Below are 21,278 nucleotides of genomic sequence, written 5' to 3' on the forward strand. Positions count from 1 at the left end.
CCCAAGCAAGTCTAAGGCGTTTGTCGACTCAAACGCTGCACCAACTCCAGCAATAACTCAGGCCTATCCAACGCCACATCATGACCGCAGCGGCAAAAAGGAATCGGCTTTTGTCGATATTTGGCCGCCAGGCGAACGCTGCACTTGGGCGAAACCAGGCGATCATCACAGCCATAAACAATGACTGCCGGCACCCGCAAGTTAGCCGGGGAGCGAAAGCGTGCCGAGGCAACAATTTGTCGCAGGCCATTGGCGAGTGTGGTTTTGGCCTCAAGCGCCAGTTGGCTCCAGTGACGGCACAGAGACTTATCTTTGGCATGGGCAAGACTGGTAAGCGCAAGAATCGTCGCCTCGCGCCATTGAATGCCCTCACCTTTGACTCTGGAGCACAAGGCTCGCAGCAGGGCTTGCAGCCGAAATCTCTGATACCAAGGCGAAAGATCGGCGGCGCTGCTGTTGAGCAATAAAAGCCCCTCAATCTGAAATTCCTTTTGGCGGCCATCTTCAGCGTCATTTTTCCCGGCAAGTGCCATAGCCACCATGGCGCCCATGGAAATAGCCAATATTCGGCATTTAGCCACCTTGCGCCGCAGCAGTTCATCTGCAACAAAGTCGGCATAATCCTGAATATCCCTGGGGCTGATATCCGCCACCCTATCGCCATTTCCAGGCAGATCGATGAGCTCCACCCGAAACCCCAACGCCAGCAGATTATCGGCAAAGGCCTGCCAATGACGTTTATCGCGCATCAGGCCGCGGATCAACACCCAGGTTTGCTGCTCAGTCATGACTTGGTTTCTCCGCCGCTTGTGGATACCAAAAGTTTCGTGCCTGATAGTCCAGGTGATGTCGATGAAGTTCAGGCAGTTGTTCCAGTACCTGAGCATACCCCACATCGAGCAAGAACTGCATCAGGGTAAAGTGACGCCGTAAAATACGCTGCAGCCTGTGCTGCTTTTGAGGGTTGAAATAACCGGAGAAGCGCAGCAATTGCCTGGGATTCTTTTTAACCCAGGCCCAGGAGCCCATTTCCAGCGTTAAAGGAAGGAAAGGCACTTGGGGGTTACAACTGACCAAATAATCCCAAATATCGCCGTGGGTGCGATAGAAGCGGCTTTGAGGCGCAATATGATAATGACAATGATGGGGGTAGCTCATTTCGAACAACTGCTTTAGATGATACACCTCCCCCAAGCGGGCAAAAGGCGTGTCCTTACAGGCAAAGGGAAACCAGATATGATCCACCAGGCCAAAACCTGAGTGAGCATCGAGCACAATCAAGCTGCTGCCGCGGGCCATAAGATCATTACTGTAGTCAATAATCGCCCGGGTCTCGGCTTCCAGCTGATTGCTGCGGCCCCGATACCAGGGAAGATGGCGGGAAAGCCGTTGACCGCCGACCATAAAAGTCACTGAGCCGCGGGCATCTATGGGAGCATTGCGCATCAAATCGACCCCATTGCCATTGGCGCGAGTTCCCCGGATAAGGCCGATGGGATTCAACACAGGTACAAACGCCAGCCGTATCTGAGTTAACATCAACTGCAGATGTTTATCCCAACTGCAGCGGGTCAACAGGCTGCCAAGAAGCGCCAGTATCACCTGGCTGCCGATGCGCTCTATCCCGTGAACGCCGCCGACGAACAGCACTGTGGGCACCCTGGCGTTTGGGTTCCCCAGCTCCAGCGCCCGCACATCGTGCGTCTTCCCGGCAAAGCCGACTTGGGCCAAAGACCTGGCATTCAAGTGTTGCTGGTATTTATGCTCCAGCTCGGCAAGCAGTTCAAGCTCATAGGCACTTTCTGTCACAGACACGTCCATCTGGGGTAAAGTGCTCAATTTAGCCGCTTTGGATGACAACTCAATGATACTTTAAGTGTTGCTCCAATATGCTCTTGGCATCGATACGGGCCAGCCCCTGGTCGAAAATATCCCGCCAGCGTTGTCCCTCTGCAGAATTTCGAAAAGCCACCAGCAAACCCTTGCTGGCCAGCAGTTGCCGATTCAGTTTAAGCTTGCCTTCCAACTCCTCCATCCCCTTTTGCCGCAACAGGTAACGATAGACATTGGCATCGATCACCACGGCATCAATTCTGGCGGCCGCCAATTTGCGAAGGTTTTGTTCATCGGAATTGGCCAGCTCGAAGGGTTGTCGGCCTGAGTCCATGGCCCGATCCAGACTTTCGGTATTAACATAATCCTTGACCACCCCGAGATTGTAACGCTGCAAGTCCTGCAACTGTTGCCAGCTCACGGGCCGCTGGGATTGCTCCACCAAGGCCAATTGACTAAAGCCTAATGGCTTGGAAAAGATAAACTTATCGCTTTGGTGATAATACTCGGGGAAATAACCAAGATAGGGAGATCCGGGCATGCCTGCCAACTTCACTGCCCGGCTCCAGGGGTAGAAATTGACTTTGAGGTCATGGCCCATGGCGGCCAGTGCCGCCTTGACCACGGCAACACAAGCTCCCTGTTGTTGCAACATCTGACCTGTGTAGGGGGGCCAATTAAGCGAGCTCAATTGCAGGGTTTCGGCGCGCACAGAAAAGCAGCCACTATAAAGTAGCAACAACAAGAGGACGTGCAGCGCAAAACGACCGAAAAAGGTAATAGCTGTTTTTGCCATAATGCCACTCCATTTGCCAAGGCCAACCCCATAAGCATTCCGGAAGTTAACAGAGTATAGCTTGTCGATGTCTGGCAGCTACCAGTCTCAATCAGCGCCGGACACAAAAAATACAGCTTACCGCACACTTTAAACCAAAGTGTGACGAGAGATGAAAATGTGAAAAAGTTCGATTTGGGTAAGATAGCTAAAATTGGAGGCTAAAACCGCGGTAATCATCACAAAAAACCTATCTAAATCAACGATAGAGCCAATCGATATTAACAGCTGTCAAAGCTCTCCTTCTATCACTATGATGGGCAAATAACCACACACAAAGTAAGCCTACTAGAGGTGATAGCAATGAGATATCAAGCACTGGTCATGGCTGTAACGGCAGCCCTCGGGATGACTGCGGCTCAGGCGGCTGAGCCTATCGAAATTATCAAGCCGGTGAAAATCACCGAGCCGGAAAAAGTCGAACTCGGAAAAATGCTTTACTTCGAACCCAGATTATCAAAGTCCGGGTTTATCTCCTGTAATTCATGTCACAATCTTTCCATGGGAGGGGTAGATGCCCTGCCAACCTCTATCGGTCATGCCTGGCAAGAAGGCCCTATCAACTCGCCTACCGTATTGAACGCCGATTATATGCTGGCACAGTTCTGGGATGGCCGCGCCAAAGATCTCAAGGAACAGGCCGCAGGTCCAATAGCCAACCCCAAGGAGATGGGATTTACTCATGAACTGGCGTCCGAAACCGTTGCCTCCATGCCGGCTTACCGCGCCCGCTTCAAGCAGGTTTACGGCTCTGAAGAGGTCAACATCGACAGGATCACAGATGCAATTGCCGCCTTTGAAAAGACACTGGTGACCCCCAACAGTCCCTTTGACAAGTATCTGGAAGGCGACAAAAATGCCATCAGCGCCGAAGCCAAAGCCGGTTATCAACTGTTCAAGGACAAAGGCTGTGTCGCTTGCCATAATGGTCCGGCGGTCGGTGGCACCATGTATATGAAGATGGGACTTATCAAACCTTTCCACACGGATAACCCTGCCGAAGGCCGCAAGGCGGTAACGGGTAAGGAAGCCGACAAGATGGTGTTCAAGGTGCCGACACTGCGTAACATTGAACTCACCTACCCCTACTTCCATGACGGCAGTGTTTGGGAGCTGGAAGAGGCGGTCAACACCATGTCGGATATCCAGTTGGGTCAGAAACTGACCGAGAAAGAAACCCAAGAGATGGTGGCCTTCCTCAAGTCGCTGACCGGCGAACAGCCCAAGGTAGAAATGCCCATTCTGCCGCCATCCAACAAAGACACCCCTAGACCGATTCCATTCGGCAAGTAATTCATGATCATAGAGAAGCGCCGCAATGCGGCGCTTCTCTTTTACTGTTGCGGTTTAAATGACTCAAGCGTTGATATCCCGGTGCAGCTCTTCATACATCAGCTCACGCATGCGGAACTTCTGGATTTTGCCGGTGACCGTCATAGGGTATTGTTCAACAAACTTGATATAACGCGGCACCTTGAAATAAGCCACCTTCTCGGTCAGGAAGTGGCGGATTTCATCTTCAGTGACGGTACTGCCGGGACGTATCTTGATCCAGGCGCACACCTCTTCACCGTATTTTTCACTCTGTACCCCGAATACTGCAGCATCTTGAATTTCACTATGGGTGTAGAGTTTCTCTTCAATCTCCCGTGGATAGATGTTCTCACCGCCCCGGATAATCATATCTTTGATGCGACCGACTATCTGTACATATCCTTCGCTGTCCATCACTCCGAGATCGCCCGAATGCAGCCAGCCTTCTTTATCTATGGTGGCTTGGGTTTTGGCCGGATCGTTCCAGTAACCCTGCATCACACAATAACCTCGGCTACATACTTCCCCCGGCTGCCCTATAGGTACAATCTCACCGAATTCATCAATGATCTTCACCTCGGTATGGGGCAGTGCCCGGCCAACGGTAGTGACTTGTTTCTCAAATGAAGATTCCACCTCTGTCATATTATTGATCGGGCTGCATTCAGTTTGGCCGTAAGCGATAACGACTTCTGTCATATGCATCAGCTTATGCACCCGTTTCATCAACTCCTCAGGACAGGTGGCGCCGGCCATCACCCCGGTGCGCAAACTGCTGAGGTCATAATCCTGGAAATTGGCCAGCTCCAATTCGGCGATAAACATGGTTGGTACCCCGTGCAGTCCAGTGCAGCGCTCCTGCTCGACCACCTTGAGGGTAGTCGTAGGGTCAAAGGCATCGGATGGGAATACGGCCGTGGCGCCTTTGGCCAGACACACCAGATTCCCCAGCACCATGCCAAAACAGTGGTACAGGGGCACTGGAATACAAAGCTTATCATCCGGGCCAAAGCCCATGGCATCGGCCACCAGCATGCCGTTGTTGAGAATATTATGGTGAGTCAGCGTGGCGCCTTTGGGGTTACCCGTGGTGCCTGAAGTGAACTGGATGTTGATGGCATCATTGGCCGATAGACGCTCACCTATGCCTTTGAGATCGGCATATTCCGCCTCAGAGCCCATGGCACATACCTCGGGGAAATTCAGCATGCCCGGCGTCTTGTCACTGCCGGTGCGAATAACGCAGCGCAGTTCCGGCAGACGACTGGACACCAGCTTACCGGGCTCGGCATCACTGAGCTCCGGCGCCAACTCATTCAGCATCGCCAGGTAATCGCTGGACTTGAACTTATCGTGAGTGATCAGAGCCTTACAGCCCACATTAGTAAGTGCATATTCCAGCTCTTCCGGGCGATAAGCCGGGTTGATGCACACCATGATGGCGCCAATTCTGGCGGTGGCAAACTGAGTCAGACACCACTCGATATTATTGGGCGACCAGATCCCGACCCTGTCCCCGGGGCCGATACCCAGTGCCAACAGGCCTGTGGCCAACTTATCTATCTCTTCAAGATAGCGCGCATAACTCCAGCGCAGTTGCTGATGATGCATCACCACAGCTGTATTGTCCGGATAGCGGTTGCAGATATCCTGCAAATACTGACCTATGGTCTTGTCTATCAAGGGAGTATTACTGTGCCCCAGATAACGGCTCTGTGACAGAGGTAAATCATTGAGTTGCTTGCTTGTCTTGTTGGCAGACATCTAAGCCTCCGTGCGTTGTTTTATCGTTATAGGAAGAGTCTGTCACCCTGAGCCGGCGGCCCTCCCCTCACAGTGTGAAGCCATATTGGCAGCGTCTGAAAAGCATCAAAAACAGCGGCAATGATCGGCTTTCACTGCGGCCTGGGCGCAGGGTTCATAACGACTCTAACGAATGGCGTATTGGAATAACAAGCAAGGAAACCGGCTTTTAGACTAAAGAATAATGGCTCAAAAACCATCAGGGCCCCCAAAGGAGCCCTGAATAAAAAGCCTGCCGATGACGGATCATGGCCGCAAAATGCACGGTAACAGCGACCGAATATCCTCAGGCCGCCTTTTGCAATTGCTGCATTCTTTCCAGTAAGGCCAACATGACCCCCTGGCGGCGCATGTTCTGCAGGACACCCGGGCTGAAACGCTCTAAGCGCGCCATGGCACTGAGCAGCAAGCGGCATTCATACAAGGAAGCATCGGCGATATATTCAGGCCTGTCGACCATATGGCTGTTTTGATACCAATCATCCCAACTGAACTCGTTGAGCAACATGCCTTGGCGCTTCATTTCGGCAACAAATTTATGGACTGTCGCGGGGTCGTAATCCTGTTCCCCGCGGGCAAAATCATGGCGATAAGTTTGATAATCAGCAGTTGAAGCTGTCAGGCTAAGTGTGGCCATAGGCGACTCCTAATCTTTTACATCGATTATCACAATAATGCATAATCTACCAATCTAATGAGGTCAGTCTGCCCCTGCCTTGCTGAATAAGTGCTTAACAGGCTGGTAAGCTTTTCTGGTAAAAACACTCAAGGAGTGCCAGCATGAAGTACTGGTTGATGAAATCCGAACCCGATGAATTCAGCATCGACGATCTACAGCGGGTCAAGGTGGAACCCTGGTGCGGGATCCGCAATTATCAGGCTCGCAACTTTATTCGCGATGAACTGCAAATCGGCGACGCCATTTTGTTCTATCATTCCAGTTGCAAAACGCCGGGCGTGGTGGGCACAGCCAGAGTCGTCGGAAAGGCCAAAGCCGATACCACGGCCTGGGATCCAGAATCACCCTACTTTGATCCCAAGTCCAGTCCAGAGTCACCGCGCTGGTTCCAGCTGGATATCGGCTTTGAACGGCAGTTTGCCAAAACAGTCAGCCTGAAAGAGATCAAGGCAGACTCGCAGCTCGAACATATGTATCTGGTACAAAAAGGGGCCAGACTGAGCGTGCAACCGGTTACAGAGCAGGAATGGCAACGTATTCTTCTACTCGCAGGAGAGAAACTATGACAAACAAACTATCCAAAACCTTGGTAGCAATCAGCCTGGGTGCCCTGCTGGCCAGTCCGGCCGTTTTGGCCAAGCAGGATAAAGACCATAAAGATTTACCCCCGGGACTGCAAAAGAAAGCCGCCCGGGGTGAACCTTTGCCTCCGGGTTGGCAAAAGCGCTATCACAGGGGCGATATCCTTGATAATGATATCTATGCCCGCGGCCGAGTGGTTGTGCCCCTGGGCAATGATGGCCTGATAACGGTCGACATAGAAGGCACGCTGTTCAAGCTGCACGACAAGACCCGCAGGATCATTGAGATCCTGGAACACTGATGCCGTTATCAAAGCCCTGAGTTCCAAAGCAAAAAGCCATGGTGGAAACCATGGCTTTTTTGTTTGTCGGCAAAATAGGTTAAGCGCTTGACTGCCTTTCTTCGCTGCTATCTTTACCTTAATCTTTACTGCTATCTTTGCCGGTAGTTTCGCCAATAGCGCTTCTCAGCGCCCATCCAGCATACGGCCAATTCCGCCAAGCACTGAGCCCTCGCCCCTGTCACTGCCACCGGCAGAAGGCGCATGGGCAATGATCCTGTCGGCCATACGGGAAAACGGCAAGCTCTGCAGCCACACTGTGCCATGGCCTGAAAGTGTCGCCAAAAATAAACCTTCACCACCAAACACCATGGACTTGAGAGAGCCGGCTCTCTCTATGTCGTAATCGATGCCATTGGTAAAGCCCACCAGACAGCCGGTATCCACTCTCAGGGTTTCGCCCTTGAGCTCTTTACGGATCAAGGTGCCACCTGCGTGAATAAAGGCCATGCCATCACCCTTGAGGCTCTGCAAAATAAAGCCTTCACCGCCGAAGAAACCGGTTCCCAGGCGCTTATTGAATCTCATGGTCACCTGGGTCCCCATAGCCGCGGCCAGGAAACTGTCTTTCTGCAAAATGAGTTCACCGCCGACCTCATCGAGATCGATTGCCAGAATAGTGCCTGGATAAGGTGCGGCGAACGACACCCGGCGTTTGCCCTGGCCCTGATTGCTGAAATGGGTCATAAACAGGCTTTCACCTGTCAGCATACGTTTACCGGCCCCCATCAACTTGCCGAAAAAGCCCGAATCCGGCTCTGAGCCATCGCCCATCCGGGCTTCAAAACTGATCCCTTCCTCCATGTAAGTCATGGCGCCGGCCTCGGCTATCACGGTTTCGCCGGGATCCAGCTCCACCTCAACCAGCTGCATGCTCTCGCCCTTGATCTCATAATCCACTTCATGGCTGTTCTTGCTCATTGAAACTCCCCCTCAATGGTTTAGGGTCTGAATGACCTGACACTCAGTCTATGACATAAAATGTCAAAACGGCAAGTGAGGAGGTGGATGTAATTTGAGTAAAAAGTAACAGAATGCTTCAACCCAAACCGCAGGCGTTATCCCCTTGAAAGCGCTCAAACTCCTCCAGAATAAGCTCGGTAAACAGCCTTCCTGCGCGGCCAAGGGGGCGTTCCAGCGTCGACACCAACTGAGGAATAAAACGAAAACGGCTGCCGCCGACAAAGTCCAGCTCACTTAAATCACCATAAGCCAGCTCTTCGGTTATCAGAAAATCCGGCATCCAACCAAAACCCAGCCCCTTGAGCAAGGCGTTCTTTTTCATAATAAAACCGGAAAGATAAAAGACCTTGTCGCCGCCAAACTGCAGCTCATCGCGCTGGCTCTTGACCGGTGATGAGTCTTCGATGGTAAGCTCCACATGTTGCTGCAATTCAGACAGGGTTATGCCGCGGCGCGAAGTCAAGGGGTGGCCTTTACCTGCCACCAACACGCTGGTGATGGCAGGCAGGGGCTTGGGGTGGTAACTGGGGCCGCTGCGATAGTCTTTCACCAACATAAGATCAGCGCTGTCGCGCTCAAACCTGTGTTGTACCCCACCGAGAAACTCCATATTAAGCTGGATTTTGGTCGGGATCTTATGCTCTGTCATGCGCTTGAGGGCAGTCATGATAGGCTCCATCGGCAAGGCGCCGTCTATCACCAGCTCCAACCTGGGCTCCCAACCCTCACTGAAACGGCTGGCCAGATGTTCTATGTTGCCAAGATGCGCCAGTAAGCGTTGTCCCTCGGCCAGAATAACCCGCCCTTCGTGAGTCAGCTCGGCCCGGTATTGATTACGGTCCAGCAGATTAACGCCAAGATATTGTTCCAGTTTCTTTATCTGATAACTGACCGCCGACTGCGCCTTGTGCAGACGCTCTGCCGCCTTGGCAAAACTGCCCTCTTCCACCACCACCTTAAGCACATTGAAGGCGTCGATATCGATACGCAAGGTTTACACTCCCGTAAATCCAACAAGACAATCAAATTTTTAGATTGAGTATGCCGAATAATTATTCTTTTTTTTGTACAAGCACGCAACTAAATTGAAAGATAGATCACAAAAACGGCTCATTTGCGCTGCCAGCGACCGGCAATTCCGACAGACAAGAGCGCAAAGAGAACAAGAATAACAACAGTGGCCGCCGAAGGTTCCCAAAGAAGGTTAACAGCAAGCGCCACCAAGGAAGAGTCAAATGCCATTTTATGTAAAACAGGGGCAGGTTCCCAACAAGCGCCATATCGCATTTGAGAAGCCATCCGGTGAACTCTACCGTGAAGAGCTGTTTTCAACCCATGGCTTTTCCAATATCTATTCCAACAAGTACCACCACAATATGCCTACCAAGGCGTTAACTGTTGAGCCTTTTAAGCTCAGTCATGGAGAAGTGTGGCAGGACTCCCTGGTACAGAACTATAAACTGGACAGCAAACAGGCCGATAGGCAGGGGCACTTCTTCTGTGCCCGCAACAAGATTTTCTTCAATCAGGATCTGGCGATTTATACCGCCAGAGTCACCGAGGATACCGAGCTGTTCTACCGCAATGCCTACGCCGACGAGGTGGTATTTGTCCACGAGGGTGAAGGCGAGCTCTTAAGTGAATACGGCAAGCTCAAGGTGCAAAAGTGGGACTATCTGGTGATCCCCCGCGGCACCACCTATCAGTTGAAATTCAAGGACTACACTAATGTTCGCCTGTTGGTGATCGAGTCCTTCTCCATGGTGGAGATCCCCAAACACTTTCGCAATGACTATGGCCAGTTGCTGGAGTCGGCCCCCTATTGCGAGCGGGATATCCGGGTACCCGAACTGACAGAGGCCAAGGTCGAGCAAGGGGAATTCCCACTGGTCAGCAAGTTTGGCGACAAGTATCAGCTGACTCAGCTGGAATGGCATCCTTTTGATCTGGTGGGTTGGGACGGTTTTGTCTACCCCTGGGCCTTCAACATCACAGAGTACGCGCCCAAGGTAGGCAAGATTCACCTGCCCCCCTCGGATCATCTGGTGTTTACCGCCCACAACTTTGTTATCTGCAACTTTGTTCCCAGACCTTACGACTTCCATCCCAAGGCTATCCCGGCACCTTACTACCACAACAATATCGACAGCGACGAGGTGCTCTACTATGTGGATGGCGACTTTATGAGCCGCACCGGCATAGAAGCCGGTTACCTGACACTGCATCAAAAAGGCGTGCCTCATGGGCCGCAGCCCGGGCGCACCGAAGCCTCCATCGGCAAGAAAGACACCTATGAATACGCCGTTATGGTGGATACCTTTGCCCCGCTGCAGTTAACCACCCATGTGCAGAGCTGCATGAGTACAGATTACAACCGCTCCTGGCTCGAACGCTGAGCCCGGACCCGAATATCCAGCAAGGCCATCAGAGAATGGCCGCAAGCAACATCATTGAAGAGGACATAGAAATGGCAAGCGAAAAGAATCCACTGGGACTGCTCGGTATCGAATTCACCGAGTTTGCAACCCCGGACAGTGATTTCATGCACCAGGTCTTTATCGACTTTGGTTTCTCCATGCTGAAAAAAGCCAAGGACAGGGAGATTTTCTATTACAAGCAGAACGACATTAACTTTCTGCTCAACAAGGAGCGTCAAGGCTTCAGCGCCGAATTTGCCAAGCACCATGGTCCGGCCATCTGCTCCATGGGTTGGCGGGTAGAAGATGCCAACTATGCCCTGCAACTGGCGGTATCCCGCGGCGCCCGCCCGGCGGATCAGGCCCACACTGATCTGCCCTACCCGGCAATCTATGGTATAGGCGACAGCCTGATTTACTTCATCGACCGTTTCGGCGAGCAGAACAACATTTACAAGACAGACTTTGTCGACCTGCCAGCCCCTGTGATAGTCCCTGAAAAAGGCTTTATGGAAGTAGATCACCTGACCAACAATGTCCACAAGGGTACTATGGAACAATGGTCTGATTTCTATAAGGATATCTTCGGATTCACCGAAGTGCGTTACTTTGATATCAGCGGCGTACAAACCGCCTTGGTCTCCTACGCCCTGCGCTCTCCCGATGGCAGCTTCTGTATCCCCATCAATGAGGGCAAGGGTGACGACAAAAACCAGATTGATGAGTACCTGCGCGAATATAACGGCCCGGGCGTGCAACATCTGGCGTTCCGCACCCGGGATATCGTCGCCTCGCTCGATGCCATGGAAGGAACCTCAATCGAGACCCTGGACATCATCCCTGAATACTACGACACCATCTTCGACAAGGTGCCGCAGGTGACGGAAAACCGCGACAAGATAAAGCATCATCAAATTCTGGTGGACGGGGATGACAGTGGCTATCTGCTGCAGATCTTCACCAAAAACCTGTTCGGCCCGATCTTTATCGAAATTATTCAACGCAAGAACAACCTCGGCTTTGGCGAAGGTAACTTCAAGGCGTTGTTCGAATCCATCGAGCGCGATCAAATGAAGCGTGGCGTGCTGTAACCGATAACGAAATCCCCCGTTTGAGACCGATCTGATGATCGGTCTCTTGTTAGTATATTGAGCACTGCAATTTTTTACTTTGTCACCCGGTAGGATTTCATTAGACTGATCTCCCTTTTTGAGAGACAGCTGTACCCAAAATGCAAGACTACGCCCTGCTCGCCGCTTTTATTCCAACCTTTTTCTTTGTTTCCGTTACCCCGGGAATGTGCATGACCCTGGCCATGACACTGGGGATGAGCATTGGGGTGCGCCGCACTCTGTGGATGATGCTGGGTGAAGTCGTGGGGGTCGCCCTGGTAGCTTTGGCGGCCGTGCTGGGGGTGGCCACGATTATGTTGAAACATCCGATGATCTTCCAGGGACTCAAATATCTTGGTGGAGCCTATCTTATCTGGCTCGGCATCAATATGTGGCGGGCCAAGGGCAAGATGGCCAATCTCGACCAACCACGAAGTATCAAGCGCACAGCGTTGATCTCCCAAGGTTTTGTCACCGCCATTGCCAATCCCAAGGGCTGGGCCTTTATGATTTCCTTGCTGCCTCCCTTTATCAATCTGCAGCAACCTATGGCACCGCAACTGACGGCACTCATCGGCATTATCATGTGTACCGAACTCATCTGCATGCTGGCCTATGCCAACGGCGGCAAGAGCCTGAGGCTGTTTTTGAGCCGTGGCAACAATGTCCGCCTGCTCAACCGGATAGCCGGCAGCCTGATGCTGGGGGTCGGTGTCTGGCTGGCGCTGGGTTAATCGCCCTTTTTGTAAGGTAAGGCCTGCTGCAACTGCGCTTGATACAAGCGGTTGTTGCCGGCCTCTGTTTGACAGAAATCGGCTATCGCCTCCCGAAAGCCTGGATGCGCTATGCCGTGCAGCGAATAGGTGGTGACACACTCAAAACCGCGAATCAGCTTGTGCTCCCCCTGGGCACCGGCGTTGAAGCAACTGAGGCCGTTCTTGATACAGTAGTCAATCCCCTGCCAGTAACAGGCCTCGAAATGCAGCGCCGGGATCTCCTCAAGTGCGCCCCAATAGCGGCCATAAAGCGTATCTTTCCCCTGCAGATAAAGCGCGCATGCCAGCGCCTGTTGCGGCGCTTCGCCCATTCGGTGCACCAGGAGCAAACGCACCTCGGCCGCCATCAACTTACCGAGTAGCTTGAAAAAGTCGGGCTGAAGATATCCCCGGTGGCCGGAGCGTTTCAGGTAAGTTTGCCGATAGCAGCGATAGAAAAGCTGCCAGTGCCAATCTTGCAGTTCATCGCCCCTGAGCCAGACAAACTGCAAGCCAGCCAAGGCGCGGCGCTCTTTGAGAATATTCTTGCGCCGTTTCGAGTTGAGCCGCGCCAAAAAATCATCAAACTGGCTGTAACCCCGGTTAAACCAATGAAACTGCGTGCCTTCCCGCACCAAGGTCTGGGGCAAATGCCGCAATGACTCGAGCTGCCCCTTGCTGACAAACAGCCAATGCCAGGAGGAATAGCTTTCGAGCAGTTGCCAAAATAGTTTCCCCAGCGCCTGCTGGATATCAGCGGCCGCCGCCCTGGCCTCAGGCGCTATCCCGAGTCTTGGGCCGGTGACAGGCGTAAAGGGAATGGCGCAGACCAACTTGGGATAATAGGCTTCACCGTGGCGCTGATAGGCATCGGCCCAGGCCCAGTCGAACACATATTCGCCCCAGGAGTGATCCTTGAGATAGAGAGGCATCACAGCCAAACGCCTGTCGTTGCAAAACAGCTGTAAATGCATGGGTTGCCAGCCGGCTGCGGCGCAAACACTGCCACTTTGCTCCAGCGCCTTCAAAAAAGCATGCCGGCAAAAGGGGTTGTCCGGCTCTGTTTGGCCATCTTCAGCCAGACACAGATCCCACTCGGCGGCGGGGATCTCATCAATGCCGGCGGCAAAACGCCACTGCCAGTGCTTATTGTCCAAATTTATTCCATATGCCGAGGCAAACTTGCAATCAAGGATAATTGGCGGCACATTGCATAGCAACTTAAGCAAAAGCAGTATAAGGAAATATAGTGCGTCTGATAAAACCGCTGATCTTCGCCGTCGCTCTGGCTCTGCCTGCAGCCTCCACCCTGAGTTACAGCCCACAAGTTACCGCCAACGAATCCTCGATTTACAGTGAAATGGCCACAGCCCAGCCCGTTTGGGCCAAGCATGGCATGGTTTCCAGCCAGGAGGCACTGGCTTCCCGTATCGGGGTGGATATTCTCAAGCAAGGCGGCAACGCAGTAGATGCAGCAGTGGCAGTGGGTTATGCCCTGGCAGTGACTTTGCCCCGGGCCGGCAATATAGGTGGCGGCGGTTTCATGCTGGTACACCTGGCGAAGGAAAACAAGACCATAGCCATAGACTATCGGGAGATGGCTCCTTCCAAGGCCCACAGGGATATCTTCCTTGATGACAAGGGTAATGCGGTCAATAAACTCAGCCGCGAGCACGGCCTGGCGGTAGGCGTTCCCGGCACTGTGATGGGCATGGAGCTGGCCCTGTCCAAGTATGGCACCATGAAACGGGAGCAAGTGATAGCCCCGGCGATCAAACTGGCGCGGGATGGGATCAGCGTTACTTCAGATCTGGCCAACTCCCTTGATGGGGTTAAGCGCCGCATTTCCCAATGGCCAAGCTCTGCCGCTATCTTCTACAAGGCAGATGGCAGCAGCTTTGTACCGGGCGACATCATCAAGCAACCTGAGTTGGCTCACTCACTGGAGCTGATTGCCAAACAGGGCAGCAAAGGCTTTTACCAAGGGGAAACCGCCGAGAAACTGGTGAGAGCCATTCAGGCCGCCGGCGGCATCATGACCCTTGAGGATCTCAACAACTATCAGGCCATAGAGCGCCAGCCGGTGCGCGGACACTATCGAGGCTATGAGGTGGTTTCCATGCCGCCGCCATCATCGGGTGGTATTCATATCATAGAGATCCTCAACATTCTCGAGCAGTACCCCATCCATGATCTGGGCCATAACACCGCCGCCACTTTGCATCTTATGGCCGAGGCCATGAGACGGGCCTATGCCGATCGCAGCGAGTATCTCGGCGATCCGGATTTCTATCCTGTGCCGGTCAAAGCCCTGTTGAGCCCGGATTATGCCAAGACATTAGCCAAGAGCATCGACAGCAAGCACGCCACCCCTTCAAGCCAGGTCAAACCCGGCAAGCTGGCACCCTATGAAAGTGACCAGACAACTCACTACTCGGTCGTGGACAAATGGGGCAATGCAGTATCCAACACCTATACCCTCAACTTCAGTTATGGTTCTGGGCTGGTGGCCGATGGCACAGGGATTTTGCTGAACAATGAGATGGATGATTTCTCAGCCAAACCCGGCACCCCCAACGGGTATGGTCTGGTGGGCGGTGAAGCCAACTCGGTACAGGGCAACAAGCGGCCACTGAGCTCCATGAGCCCGACCATGATAATGAAAGACGGTCAGCCGTTTCTGGTTACCGGCAGCCCGGGGGGCGCCAGGATCATTACCACAGTGCTGCAGATCATCATGAATGTGATTGACCACGACCTGAATATCGCCGAAGCCAGCTTTGCGCCGCGGATGCATCACCAGTGGTTGCCGGATGAAATTCGGGTTGAGCGCAGCCTCAATGGTGACACCATAGCGCTGCTGGAAGCCATGGGCCACCAGGTCAAGGTCAAAAGTTCCATGGGCAGCACCCAGAGCATTATGGTGACCGAAGAAGGTAAATTTGGTGCATCGGATCCACGCCGTGCCGGCAGCGAAGCGGCAGGCTACTGAGCCCAGTTACCAAAACCTAAGCTACTGAAAGAACTCCTTAGACAGGTTTTTGAAACAAAGTAGTGAGCGACAAGCATTAAATTTGGCTTAACTCTCATCTACATTGAAAACAGCTCCGCAGATGCCACTCTTGCGGAGCTGTTTTTTAAACTGAACCAAGGCTCACTTTTAACAAACCGGCGACTTAACCTCAGTACATTGGCTTGGGCCAAATCAGGGCTAATTCAATCCTGAGCTTTCATTTCCGCTACCCGATACGCAATTAACAGGCTGTCAATAACCCTCTTATTTATAAGCATTTATCAATCCATTCAGGCGGCACAACTCCTTGCTTCTGACAAGTAAAAACTCAGATAGCGGCACTTTTGGCGATTGCGACGCCAATATGTGTTCAAAATTAAATCACAGCTTAAAATTCAATCTACCACACTGTTTTTAATCATTATTTTATGTGAATCCAATCAATTTATCTTTTCCTTATCAAAGTTATCATCCGACCCCCTTTAAATGGAACTTTTGTATCTAAAAAGGTGGATGGGCGTCATCAAGGCGCTCAAATTATTTTAGGATAAAGAATGAAGAAGACGACTTTGCTTGCAGCGTCAATAGCACTGGCTCTGGCCGGTTGCGGCGGCAACGACAACAATGACACCCCCACAACCAAATCATTTTCGGTCACAGCCATTGATGGTTATCTGGTGAATGCCGACGTTTATGTCGGCGAAAACTGCCAAACCAAAGTGGCGACAACCGGCAAAGGCGGTATTGCCCGGATCGATGGCCAATATCAGGGACAAACACTGTGTGTTAAAGCCATTGCCGACAAGACCATGGATGAAAGTCGCGGCTTGGTGAAAAAAGCCTTTGAGCTCAAAGCCCCGGCAAGCAAAGAGGCCAACAGCCAGGTGATCAGCCCGCTGACAGACTTGGTTGTCAAGCATATGGACGCCAACCAAGGTGTATCCAAGGCGGATGCCGAAAAAGCCGTGTCGGCTCAATTTGCTGAACTTAAAGCCGAACCAGAGCTGCTGTTTGGTGACTATCTGGCCAAGAGCAACGCCAACAAAGTCGCTCAAGCGCTGAACATTGTCGGCGAGACTCTGGTTAGCCATCAGGGCCTGGCTGAAGCGCATCTGCAAAGTTTGGTTGAAGATGTGGCTGCCAAGGTGCAAACCGGTGACAAACTCGACGACTACGAGCCGGTGATCACTCCAGAAGGCGGTGTAGAGTCCAACCACAGACCTCATATTGTCTTGAGCCAGGCTGAACTGGACAAGCTGACCCAAATTGAAGTGGAACTGGGTCAGCCGATGACTGCCGTAGATTTGTCAGCCGCTTTTGCCGACAAGGACAACGACAACTTCACTCTGAGCCTGATGGAGGAAGATGGCAACATTGCACTGCAAACCCTGGGCCTGGCATTCGACGCCAAAACAGGCGTTCTCAGCGGCACACCTAAGGTAGCCGGTGAAATTGAGCTGCACGCTTACGCCACCGACAGCAAGGGCACCCGCTCATACCCGCTGGAAATTGAGATTGAAGTCAGCAGTATCAACCATGCTCCTGTCATCAACCCGGCTGAAAAAGCCAAACTGGAAGCTGAACTGGCACGCATGGCGCTGACAGTAGGCAATCAAATCGATCAGGTGATTGACCTGGATGAGCTATTTGGCGATCAGGATAAAGATCAACTGACCTTCAGCGCCATGACGGATATGCAAGGTATCGACCTGAAAATTGAGCAAGGTGACTCATTGCGTTTGTCCGGCAAGCCTCTGGTTGCCGGCGACTTTGTTGTCACTGTGACAGTCAATGACGGCAAACATGCAGCTGTGAGAGCCGATCTTAAAGTCAAGGTTGCCGGTAACGGTGTCGAACCAGAGCCCAAACATCCGCTGGAAGGCAACACCTGGTTCATCACAGAATGGGGTTCTGCAGACGAACACGACGACGGTGTGATGCAAGTGTGGTGTGATACTCTGGAGTTCAAAAACGGCTCTGTGCTGCGTAATGTCCGCACTCAAAACAACCTCAGCGAATGCTCCGCTATTGCAACCGTGGAAGTCTCCACTTATACCATCAATGAACTAGGCCAAATGGTGCTGGAGTACGGCGATGATGAAGGTGTTGAACATCAGGAAACCATCAAGCTGAACGACGCCATTGCAGGTGTGGGTAAAGGGGCCAAGGTCGCCCAAATGTGGGACAGTCGCTATACCCTGTTCAGCAAAGCCGATGATGTTGAAAAACGTCTGGATATCGAATCTGATAATAATGCCCAAGGTCGCATGTTTACAGCAGAGCTGCCAGCGGCCACAGAAGCGACCTATCAGCTTGGTCACCTGACCATGCAGATGACAGCGGCGGATAATGGCGGCGCCAAGGTGGGGCTCTACTTCGATGTACCCAACACCGACTTCAGCTGTGATGAGGTGAGGGAGTTTTACGATCTCAACCTCAGCTACGAAGGTATGGAATATCGCATTCCAGCCTATCTGTTCCCCGCTGAAGAAAATGGTATCGAATACTGCCAGGCGCAATTCGATATCGAGCAGCCTGTTGTCGGCAAAATTTACAGTGTTATAGGTCATGTTACCGAAGAGGATGCCGGCTTGGTGGAAGAGATTAAAGCCAACATCCAATGGACAGGGACAGGCAATAACGATTAAGGCAACTCAAAGTCAGTGGTTTGACTGAATAAAACACTGATACGGCGAATTCAACCTAGCCGGTTGGCAAGATGCTGATCTTTAGTGGTTCGAAACTATGTTTTCCACGGCGTACAATAAACGCCAAAAGCGCCCGCCCTCGGGCGCTTTTTCATTTTATGAGATGGCTTAGAACTTATAAGTTACACCACCGTAGATTTGACGACCTATGGTGTCATAAACCTCAGGAACAGTTCCGCCATCACTGCCATTGGATACAAATGAAGGTTCTTCATCTGTCAGGTTTTTCACCCCCAGAGAAGCTGTCAAGGCATCGGTGAAATGATAGGTACCGACAATGTTGTGATACAAAACAGCATCCGCTTTGGCAACTGCAGTGTAAGGTTTTTTATTCTTATCGTACTTGGTATGGATATCGTCCATCTTATCTATATAACGGTTGTAATACATCAGGCTCCAGTCACCACGAGTTGCCTGGATGCTGAGGTTATTGCGAACCTTTGCATAGGCGCCAAAGTTACCGTCAATAGTACCGTCATAGGCCACACCATTCTGCTCAAATTTCAGCAGATAAGTCAGGTCATTATTGATCTTCCAGTCCAACCCCAAGCCTTCAAAACTGTAAGCCAGGTTGAAGTCGATACCACTGGTATTCTGGCTTCCCACGTTGGTCAACGGGTTGGTGAACTTGGATAAGTCACCGGATGGAGTGATTTTGAAAGTGTCGCAAGCAGCCTGTTTACCGGCATGACAATCTTTCAGCCCTTTCTGAGCATCCAAGCGAGTAATGGCATTGGTTACCCGAAAACGCCAGTAATCCAAGGTCAGAGACATACCGTCAATAAAACCTGGTGAATAAACCAAACCAGCAGAATAAGACTCTGACTCCTCAGGCTTCAGATTCAGATCTGAGGTATAGTTGACCAAAATTTGTGGATCCTGGGCATTCTTCCATGGATCTTCCAAATAGTCGTAAGATCCTGTGTTACCGCCATAGAGTTCGCTGACATTTGGTGCCCGAAAACCGGTAGCAGCCACGGCGCGCAGCATAAGTTCATCGGTCGCTTCATAGGTCAGCCCTAGCTTCCAGGTGGACGCCTTACCGAAAGTAGAGTAATCATCGAAACGCAGGGCAAATTCACCGGTCAGCTTGTCGCTGAAAGGTACACTAATCTCCTGATAGATTGAGATAACATTATAGTTACCGTCGGTTGGATCTTGCTGAGCAGCAGTTCCTTTACCGGCGACAATCACAGGATCCGGAGTAAAGTATCCGCTGTCATAGCGATATTCGGTTCCGATAGCAAAACTGACAGGACCAGCAGCCAGGTCAAACAACTCACCATTCAATACCCCGGCGACCACATGTTGTTCATTACCACCATAGTTACGTTCGGTAAAGCCTATGTCATTGATGATCTCCTGGGTCAATGGTGCGCCGCTGATCCAGGCGCCTTGATTGTTGTAAACCGAGTTTGTCATCTTTTCAGCATTGATAGAGTTTTCAACCCAGGTATCGGCCTTGTTCTTGCCATAGGTATAAGACAAATCCCAAGTCATACCTGTATTAACATCCAACGTGCCTTGCAGAGCAAGAGAAGCACGCAGAATATCGACATCCTGATTATAAATACGCGGCCCAACATCATTGGTACGACGGCGATAATTGACTCGCCCGGTCTTGTCCGCCTTTATACCTGCAGCCAACATAGACTGATCCAAGGTAATACAACGGTTAGGATTCACTCTTGCCTGACCACAAACTCCTAACATGATATCAGCAGGCTGCGGCGCCATTTGCTGATCGGACTTACGCTTGGTGTACAGTATGTCACCTGACAATACCAGTTCATTGCCCAGCTCCTGGATCATGTTGCCAAACAGGCTATAGCGCTTGCTTGGCGTTTGAAACCAACTGTCTTTGGTGAAATCATAACCAGTACTGCGCTTAACCCAGTTACCGTTGGCGTCTTTGACCATACCGGCCAGAGAACCGGTTGGGATGAAAGAACTGGCACCAGGCTTTGTCCAATCACGGTCAGCCTGGATGACGCCACGACGGTCAGAGTACGCCGCGCCAAAAGTGTAGTTGCCGCCATTATCTGTGTTGAAACCATACAACAGGCTCAACTCCCCGGTTTCACCGTCCCCCTTGTCGGTTCCGCTGCCGTTGAAATCCAACTGTAAACCTTCAAAATCCTTTTTAGTGATGATGTTAACCACACCGGCAATGGCGTCAGAGCCGTATACCGCAGAAGCCCCGTCTTTAAGAATTTCCACCCGGGCAATCATAGCCACAGGGATAGAGTTCAAATCCACTGCGCTATCGGCACCGGAGCCGGAATTGACCATACGGCGGCCATTAAGCAGTACCAAGGTGCGCTTAGCGCCCATACCTCGCAAATCGACCTGAGCTACACCAGCGGCACCATTATTGGTGGTTGAGCCAATAGCCGCACCAGCCATGGAGGTTTGTGCCTGCAATAATTGATCGACCGAAGTAAAACCTTCTGCCCGAATAGTATCGGCATTAATCACTGTTACAGGAGAAGCGGTTTCCATATCTTGGCGCTGAATACGTGAGCCTGTGACTTCGATACGCTCAACCTTGTCGCCCTCCTCTGCAGCATAAGCTTCCTGAGAGACAGATACTGTTGCCGTTGACACAGCAGCAAACAGCGCCAATTTAACCGCACTGGCCAGCTTATTGGTTCTTGTCATAATAAACTCCCTTACTTCCTGAATTGTTTTTATGTTCGCCGACCTCTTTAGGTGCGGCGAGCAAAGATACTGTCGCCTGGTCGCAAAATCGTCAATAACAGAGTTTTAATCTGACAAAGGCCGCATTGTTAACAAATTGAAATTATATTGTTTATTTTTTTGGTGAGCTTCAGTTATCCTGGAATTAGTATATAACCGCAAACTTAAATAGCTGAATTTGTCAAAAAATAACTTTAGTTTTTTGTTAAAATAGCCCAAATTTC

At 51.6% G+C, this 21,278-nt stretch carries 17 protein-coding genes; 8 read left to right on the top strand and 9 right to left on the bottom strand.

Features of this window, described 5'->3' with window-relative positions:
- Positions 1–11 precede the first annotated feature (11 nt).
- The 3 genes from RC73_RS03680 to RC73_RS03690 are packed head-to-tail and all read right to left on the bottom strand — an operon-like array spanning position 12 to position 2,629.
- The gene (locus RC73_RS03680) at positions 12–788 is read right to left on the bottom strand and encodes an alpha/beta fold hydrolase (protein ID WP_039033369.1); all 777 of its coding nucleotides are present in this window, start codon (positions 786–788) and stop codon (positions 12–14) included.
- Positions 781–1,809 carry a M14 family zinc carboxypeptidase gene (locus RC73_RS03685; protein ID WP_039033458.1) on the bottom strand — a complete coding sequence of 343 codons (1,029 nt, stop codon included), beginning with the start codon at positions 1,807–1,809 and terminating at the stop codon, positions 781–783. The genes RC73_RS03680 and RC73_RS03685 overlap by 8 nt, the downstream gene beginning before the upstream one ends.
- Positions 1,810–1,861: 52 nt before the next feature.
- Positions 1,862–2,629: a substrate-binding periplasmic protein gene (locus tag RC73_RS03690; protein WP_082014240.1), complete on the bottom strand. Its 768-nt coding sequence runs from the start codon at positions 2,627–2,629 to the stop codon at positions 1,862–1,864.
- A gap of 342 nt (positions 2,630–2,971) precedes the next feature.
- On the opposite strand from RC73_RS03690, the gene RC73_RS03695 reads away from it, so the two are divergent.
- The gene (locus RC73_RS03695) at positions 2,972–3,961 is read left to right on the top strand and encodes a cytochrome-c peroxidase (RefSeq protein ID WP_052247979.1); all 990 of its coding nucleotides are present in this window, start codon (positions 2,972–2,974) and stop codon (positions 3,959–3,961) included.
- A gap of 63 nt (positions 3,962–4,024) precedes the next feature.
- Here the strand turns inward: RC73_RS03695 and RC73_RS03700 are convergent, their stop codons facing one another.
- Positions 4,025–5,746, bottom strand: coding sequence for an AMP-binding protein (locus tag RC73_RS03700; RefSeq protein WP_039033370.1), 1,722 nt, complete (start codon positions 5,744–5,746; stop codon positions 4,025–4,027).
- A gap of 325 nt (positions 5,747–6,071) precedes the next feature.
- Positions 6,072–6,422, bottom strand: coding sequence for a DUF6508 domain-containing protein (locus RC73_RS03705; RefSeq protein ID WP_039033371.1), 351 nt, complete (start codon positions 6,420–6,422; stop codon positions 6,072–6,074).
- A gap of 143 nt (positions 6,423–6,565) precedes the next feature.
- Between RC73_RS03705 and RC73_RS03710 the strand changes: the two genes are divergently transcribed.
- Both RC73_RS03710 and RC73_RS03715 read left to right on the top strand, forming a co-directional pair.
- Complete coding sequence (locus RC73_RS03710) at positions 6,566–7,030, top strand: EVE domain-containing protein (RefSeq protein WP_039033372.1); 465 nt, start codon at positions 6,566–6,568, stop codon at positions 7,028–7,030.
- Entirely contained in the window at positions 7,027–7,347 is a 321-nt protein-coding gene (locus RC73_RS03715; RefSeq protein ID WP_039033373.1) for a hypothetical protein, read from the top strand. Before RC73_RS03710 ends, RC73_RS03715 begins: the two co-directional genes overlap by 4 nt.
- A 165-nt stretch (positions 7,348–7,512) precedes the next feature.
- Here RC73_RS03715 and RC73_RS03720 read toward each other — a convergent pair whose 3' ends face one another.
- Together RC73_RS03720 and RC73_RS03725 are read right to left on the bottom strand one after the other, a co-directional pair.
- A complete protein-coding gene (locus RC73_RS03720) occupies positions 7,513–8,307 on the bottom strand; it encodes a TIGR00266 family protein (RefSeq protein WP_039033374.1) in 795 nt (264 codons plus the stop codon).
- Positions 8,308–8,425: 118 nt separating this feature from the next.
- Positions 8,426–9,340, bottom strand: coding sequence for a LysR family transcriptional regulator (locus RC73_RS03725; RefSeq protein ID WP_039033375.1), 915 nt, complete (start codon positions 9,338–9,340; stop codon positions 8,426–8,428).
- 244 nt (positions 9,341–9,584) lie between these two features.
- Here RC73_RS03725 and RC73_RS03730 point away from each other — a divergent pair, with 244 nt between their 5' ends.
- The 3 genes from RC73_RS03730 to RC73_RS03740 all read left to right on the top strand — a co-directional run bounded on the left by RC73_RS03730 (position 9,585) and on the right by RC73_RS03740 (position 12,612).
- The gene (locus tag RC73_RS03730; protein ID WP_039033376.1) at positions 9,585–10,745 is read left to right on the top strand and encodes a homogentisate 1,2-dioxygenase; all 1,161 of its coding nucleotides are present in this window, start codon (positions 9,585–9,587) and stop codon (positions 10,743–10,745) included.
- A gap of 71 nt (positions 10,746–10,816) precedes the next feature.
- Positions 10,817–11,857, top strand: a complete 1,041-nt coding sequence (gene hppD, locus RC73_RS03735; RefSeq protein WP_039033461.1) for a 4-hydroxyphenylpyruvate dioxygenase — start codon at positions 10,817–10,819, stop codon at positions 11,855–11,857.
- Between the two features lie 140 nt (positions 11,858–11,997).
- Positions 11,998–12,612 (top strand): LysE family translocator, encoded by a 615-nt coding sequence (locus RC73_RS03740; protein WP_039033377.1) that lies wholly within the window; start codon positions 11,998–12,000, stop codon positions 12,610–12,612.
- On the opposite strand, the gene RC73_RS03745 is transcribed toward RC73_RS03740, so the two are convergent.
- Positions 12,609–13,790, bottom strand: a complete 1,182-nt coding sequence (locus tag RC73_RS03745; RefSeq protein WP_152608407.1) for a GNAT family N-acetyltransferase — start codon at positions 13,788–13,790, stop codon at positions 12,609–12,611. The two genes, RC73_RS03740 and RC73_RS03745, sit on opposite strands and share 4 nt — an antisense overlap.
- Before the next feature lie 92 nt (positions 13,791–13,882).
- Here RC73_RS03745 and ggt point away from each other — a divergent pair, with 92 nt between their 5' ends.
- Positions 13,883–15,625: a gamma-glutamyltransferase gene (ggt, locus tag RC73_RS03750; RefSeq protein WP_039033378.1), complete on the top strand. Its 1,743-nt coding sequence runs from the start codon at positions 13,883–13,885 to the stop codon at positions 15,623–15,625.
- A gap of 575 nt (positions 15,626–16,200) precedes the next feature.
- Positions 16,201–18,294 carry a hypothetical protein gene (locus RC73_RS03755; protein WP_039033379.1) on the top strand — a complete coding sequence of 698 codons (2,094 nt, stop codon included), beginning with the start codon at positions 16,201–16,203 and terminating at the stop codon, positions 18,292–18,294.
- 168 nt (positions 18,295–18,462) lie between these two features.
- On the opposite strand, the gene RC73_RS03760 is transcribed toward RC73_RS03755, so the two are convergent.
- Positions 18,463–21,015, bottom strand: a complete 2,553-nt coding sequence (locus RC73_RS03760) for a TonB-dependent receptor plug domain-containing protein (protein ID WP_039033380.1) — start codon at positions 21,013–21,015, stop codon at positions 18,463–18,465.
- Positions 21,016–21,278 lie beyond the last annotated feature (263 nt).

Origin of the sequence: Shewanella sp. ECSMB14102, from assembly GCF_000813075.1 — a bacterium.
Lineage (GTDB): Bacteria > Pseudomonadota > Gammaproteobacteria > Enterobacterales > Shewanellaceae > Shewanella > Shewanella indica.

Coding starts and splice junctions, on each gene's coding strand:
- RC73_RS03680 (WP_039033369.1), bottom strand. CDS start 788: ATGACTGAGCAGCAAACCTGGGTGTTGATCCGCGGCCTGATGCGCGAT.
- RC73_RS03690 (WP_082014240.1), bottom strand. CDS start 2,629: ATGGCAAAAACAGCTATTACCTTTTTCGGTCGTTTTGCGCTGCACGTC.
- RC73_RS03695 (WP_052247979.1), top strand. CDS start 2,972: ATGAGATATCAAGCACTGGTCATGGCTGTAACGGCAGCCCTCGGGATG.
- RC73_RS03700 (WP_039033370.1), bottom strand. CDS start 5,746: ATGTCTGCCAACAAGACAAGCAAGCAACTCAATGATTTACCTCTGTCA.
- RC73_RS03705 (WP_039033371.1), bottom strand. CDS start 6,422: ATGGCCACACTTAGCCTGACAGCTTCAACTGCTGATTATCAAACTTAT.
- RC73_RS03710 (WP_039033372.1), top strand. CDS start 6,566: ATGAAGTACTGGTTGATGAAATCCGAACCCGATGAATTCAGCATCGAC.
- RC73_RS03715 (WP_039033373.1), top strand. CDS start 7,027: ATGACAAACAAACTATCCAAAACCTTGGTAGCAATCAGCCTGGGTGCC.
- RC73_RS03720 (WP_039033374.1), bottom strand. CDS start 8,307: ATGAGCAAGAACAGCCATGAAGTGGATTATGAGATCAAGGGCGAGAGC.
- RC73_RS03730 (WP_039033376.1), top strand. CDS start 9,585: ATGCCATTTTATGTAAAACAGGGGCAGGTTCCCAACAAGCGCCATATC.
- hppD (WP_039033461.1), top strand. CDS start 10,817: ATGGCAAGCGAAAAGAATCCACTGGGACTGCTCGGTATCGAATTCACC.
- RC73_RS03740 (WP_039033377.1), top strand. CDS start 11,998: ATGCAAGACTACGCCCTGCTCGCCGCTTTTATTCCAACCTTTTTCTTT.
- RC73_RS03755 (WP_039033379.1), top strand. CDS start 16,201: ATGAAGAAGACGACTTTGCTTGCAGCGTCAATAGCACTGGCTCTGGCC.
- RC73_RS03760 (WP_039033380.1), bottom strand. CDS start 21,015: ATGACAAGAACCAATAAGCTGGCCAGTGCGGTTAAATTGGCGCTGTTT.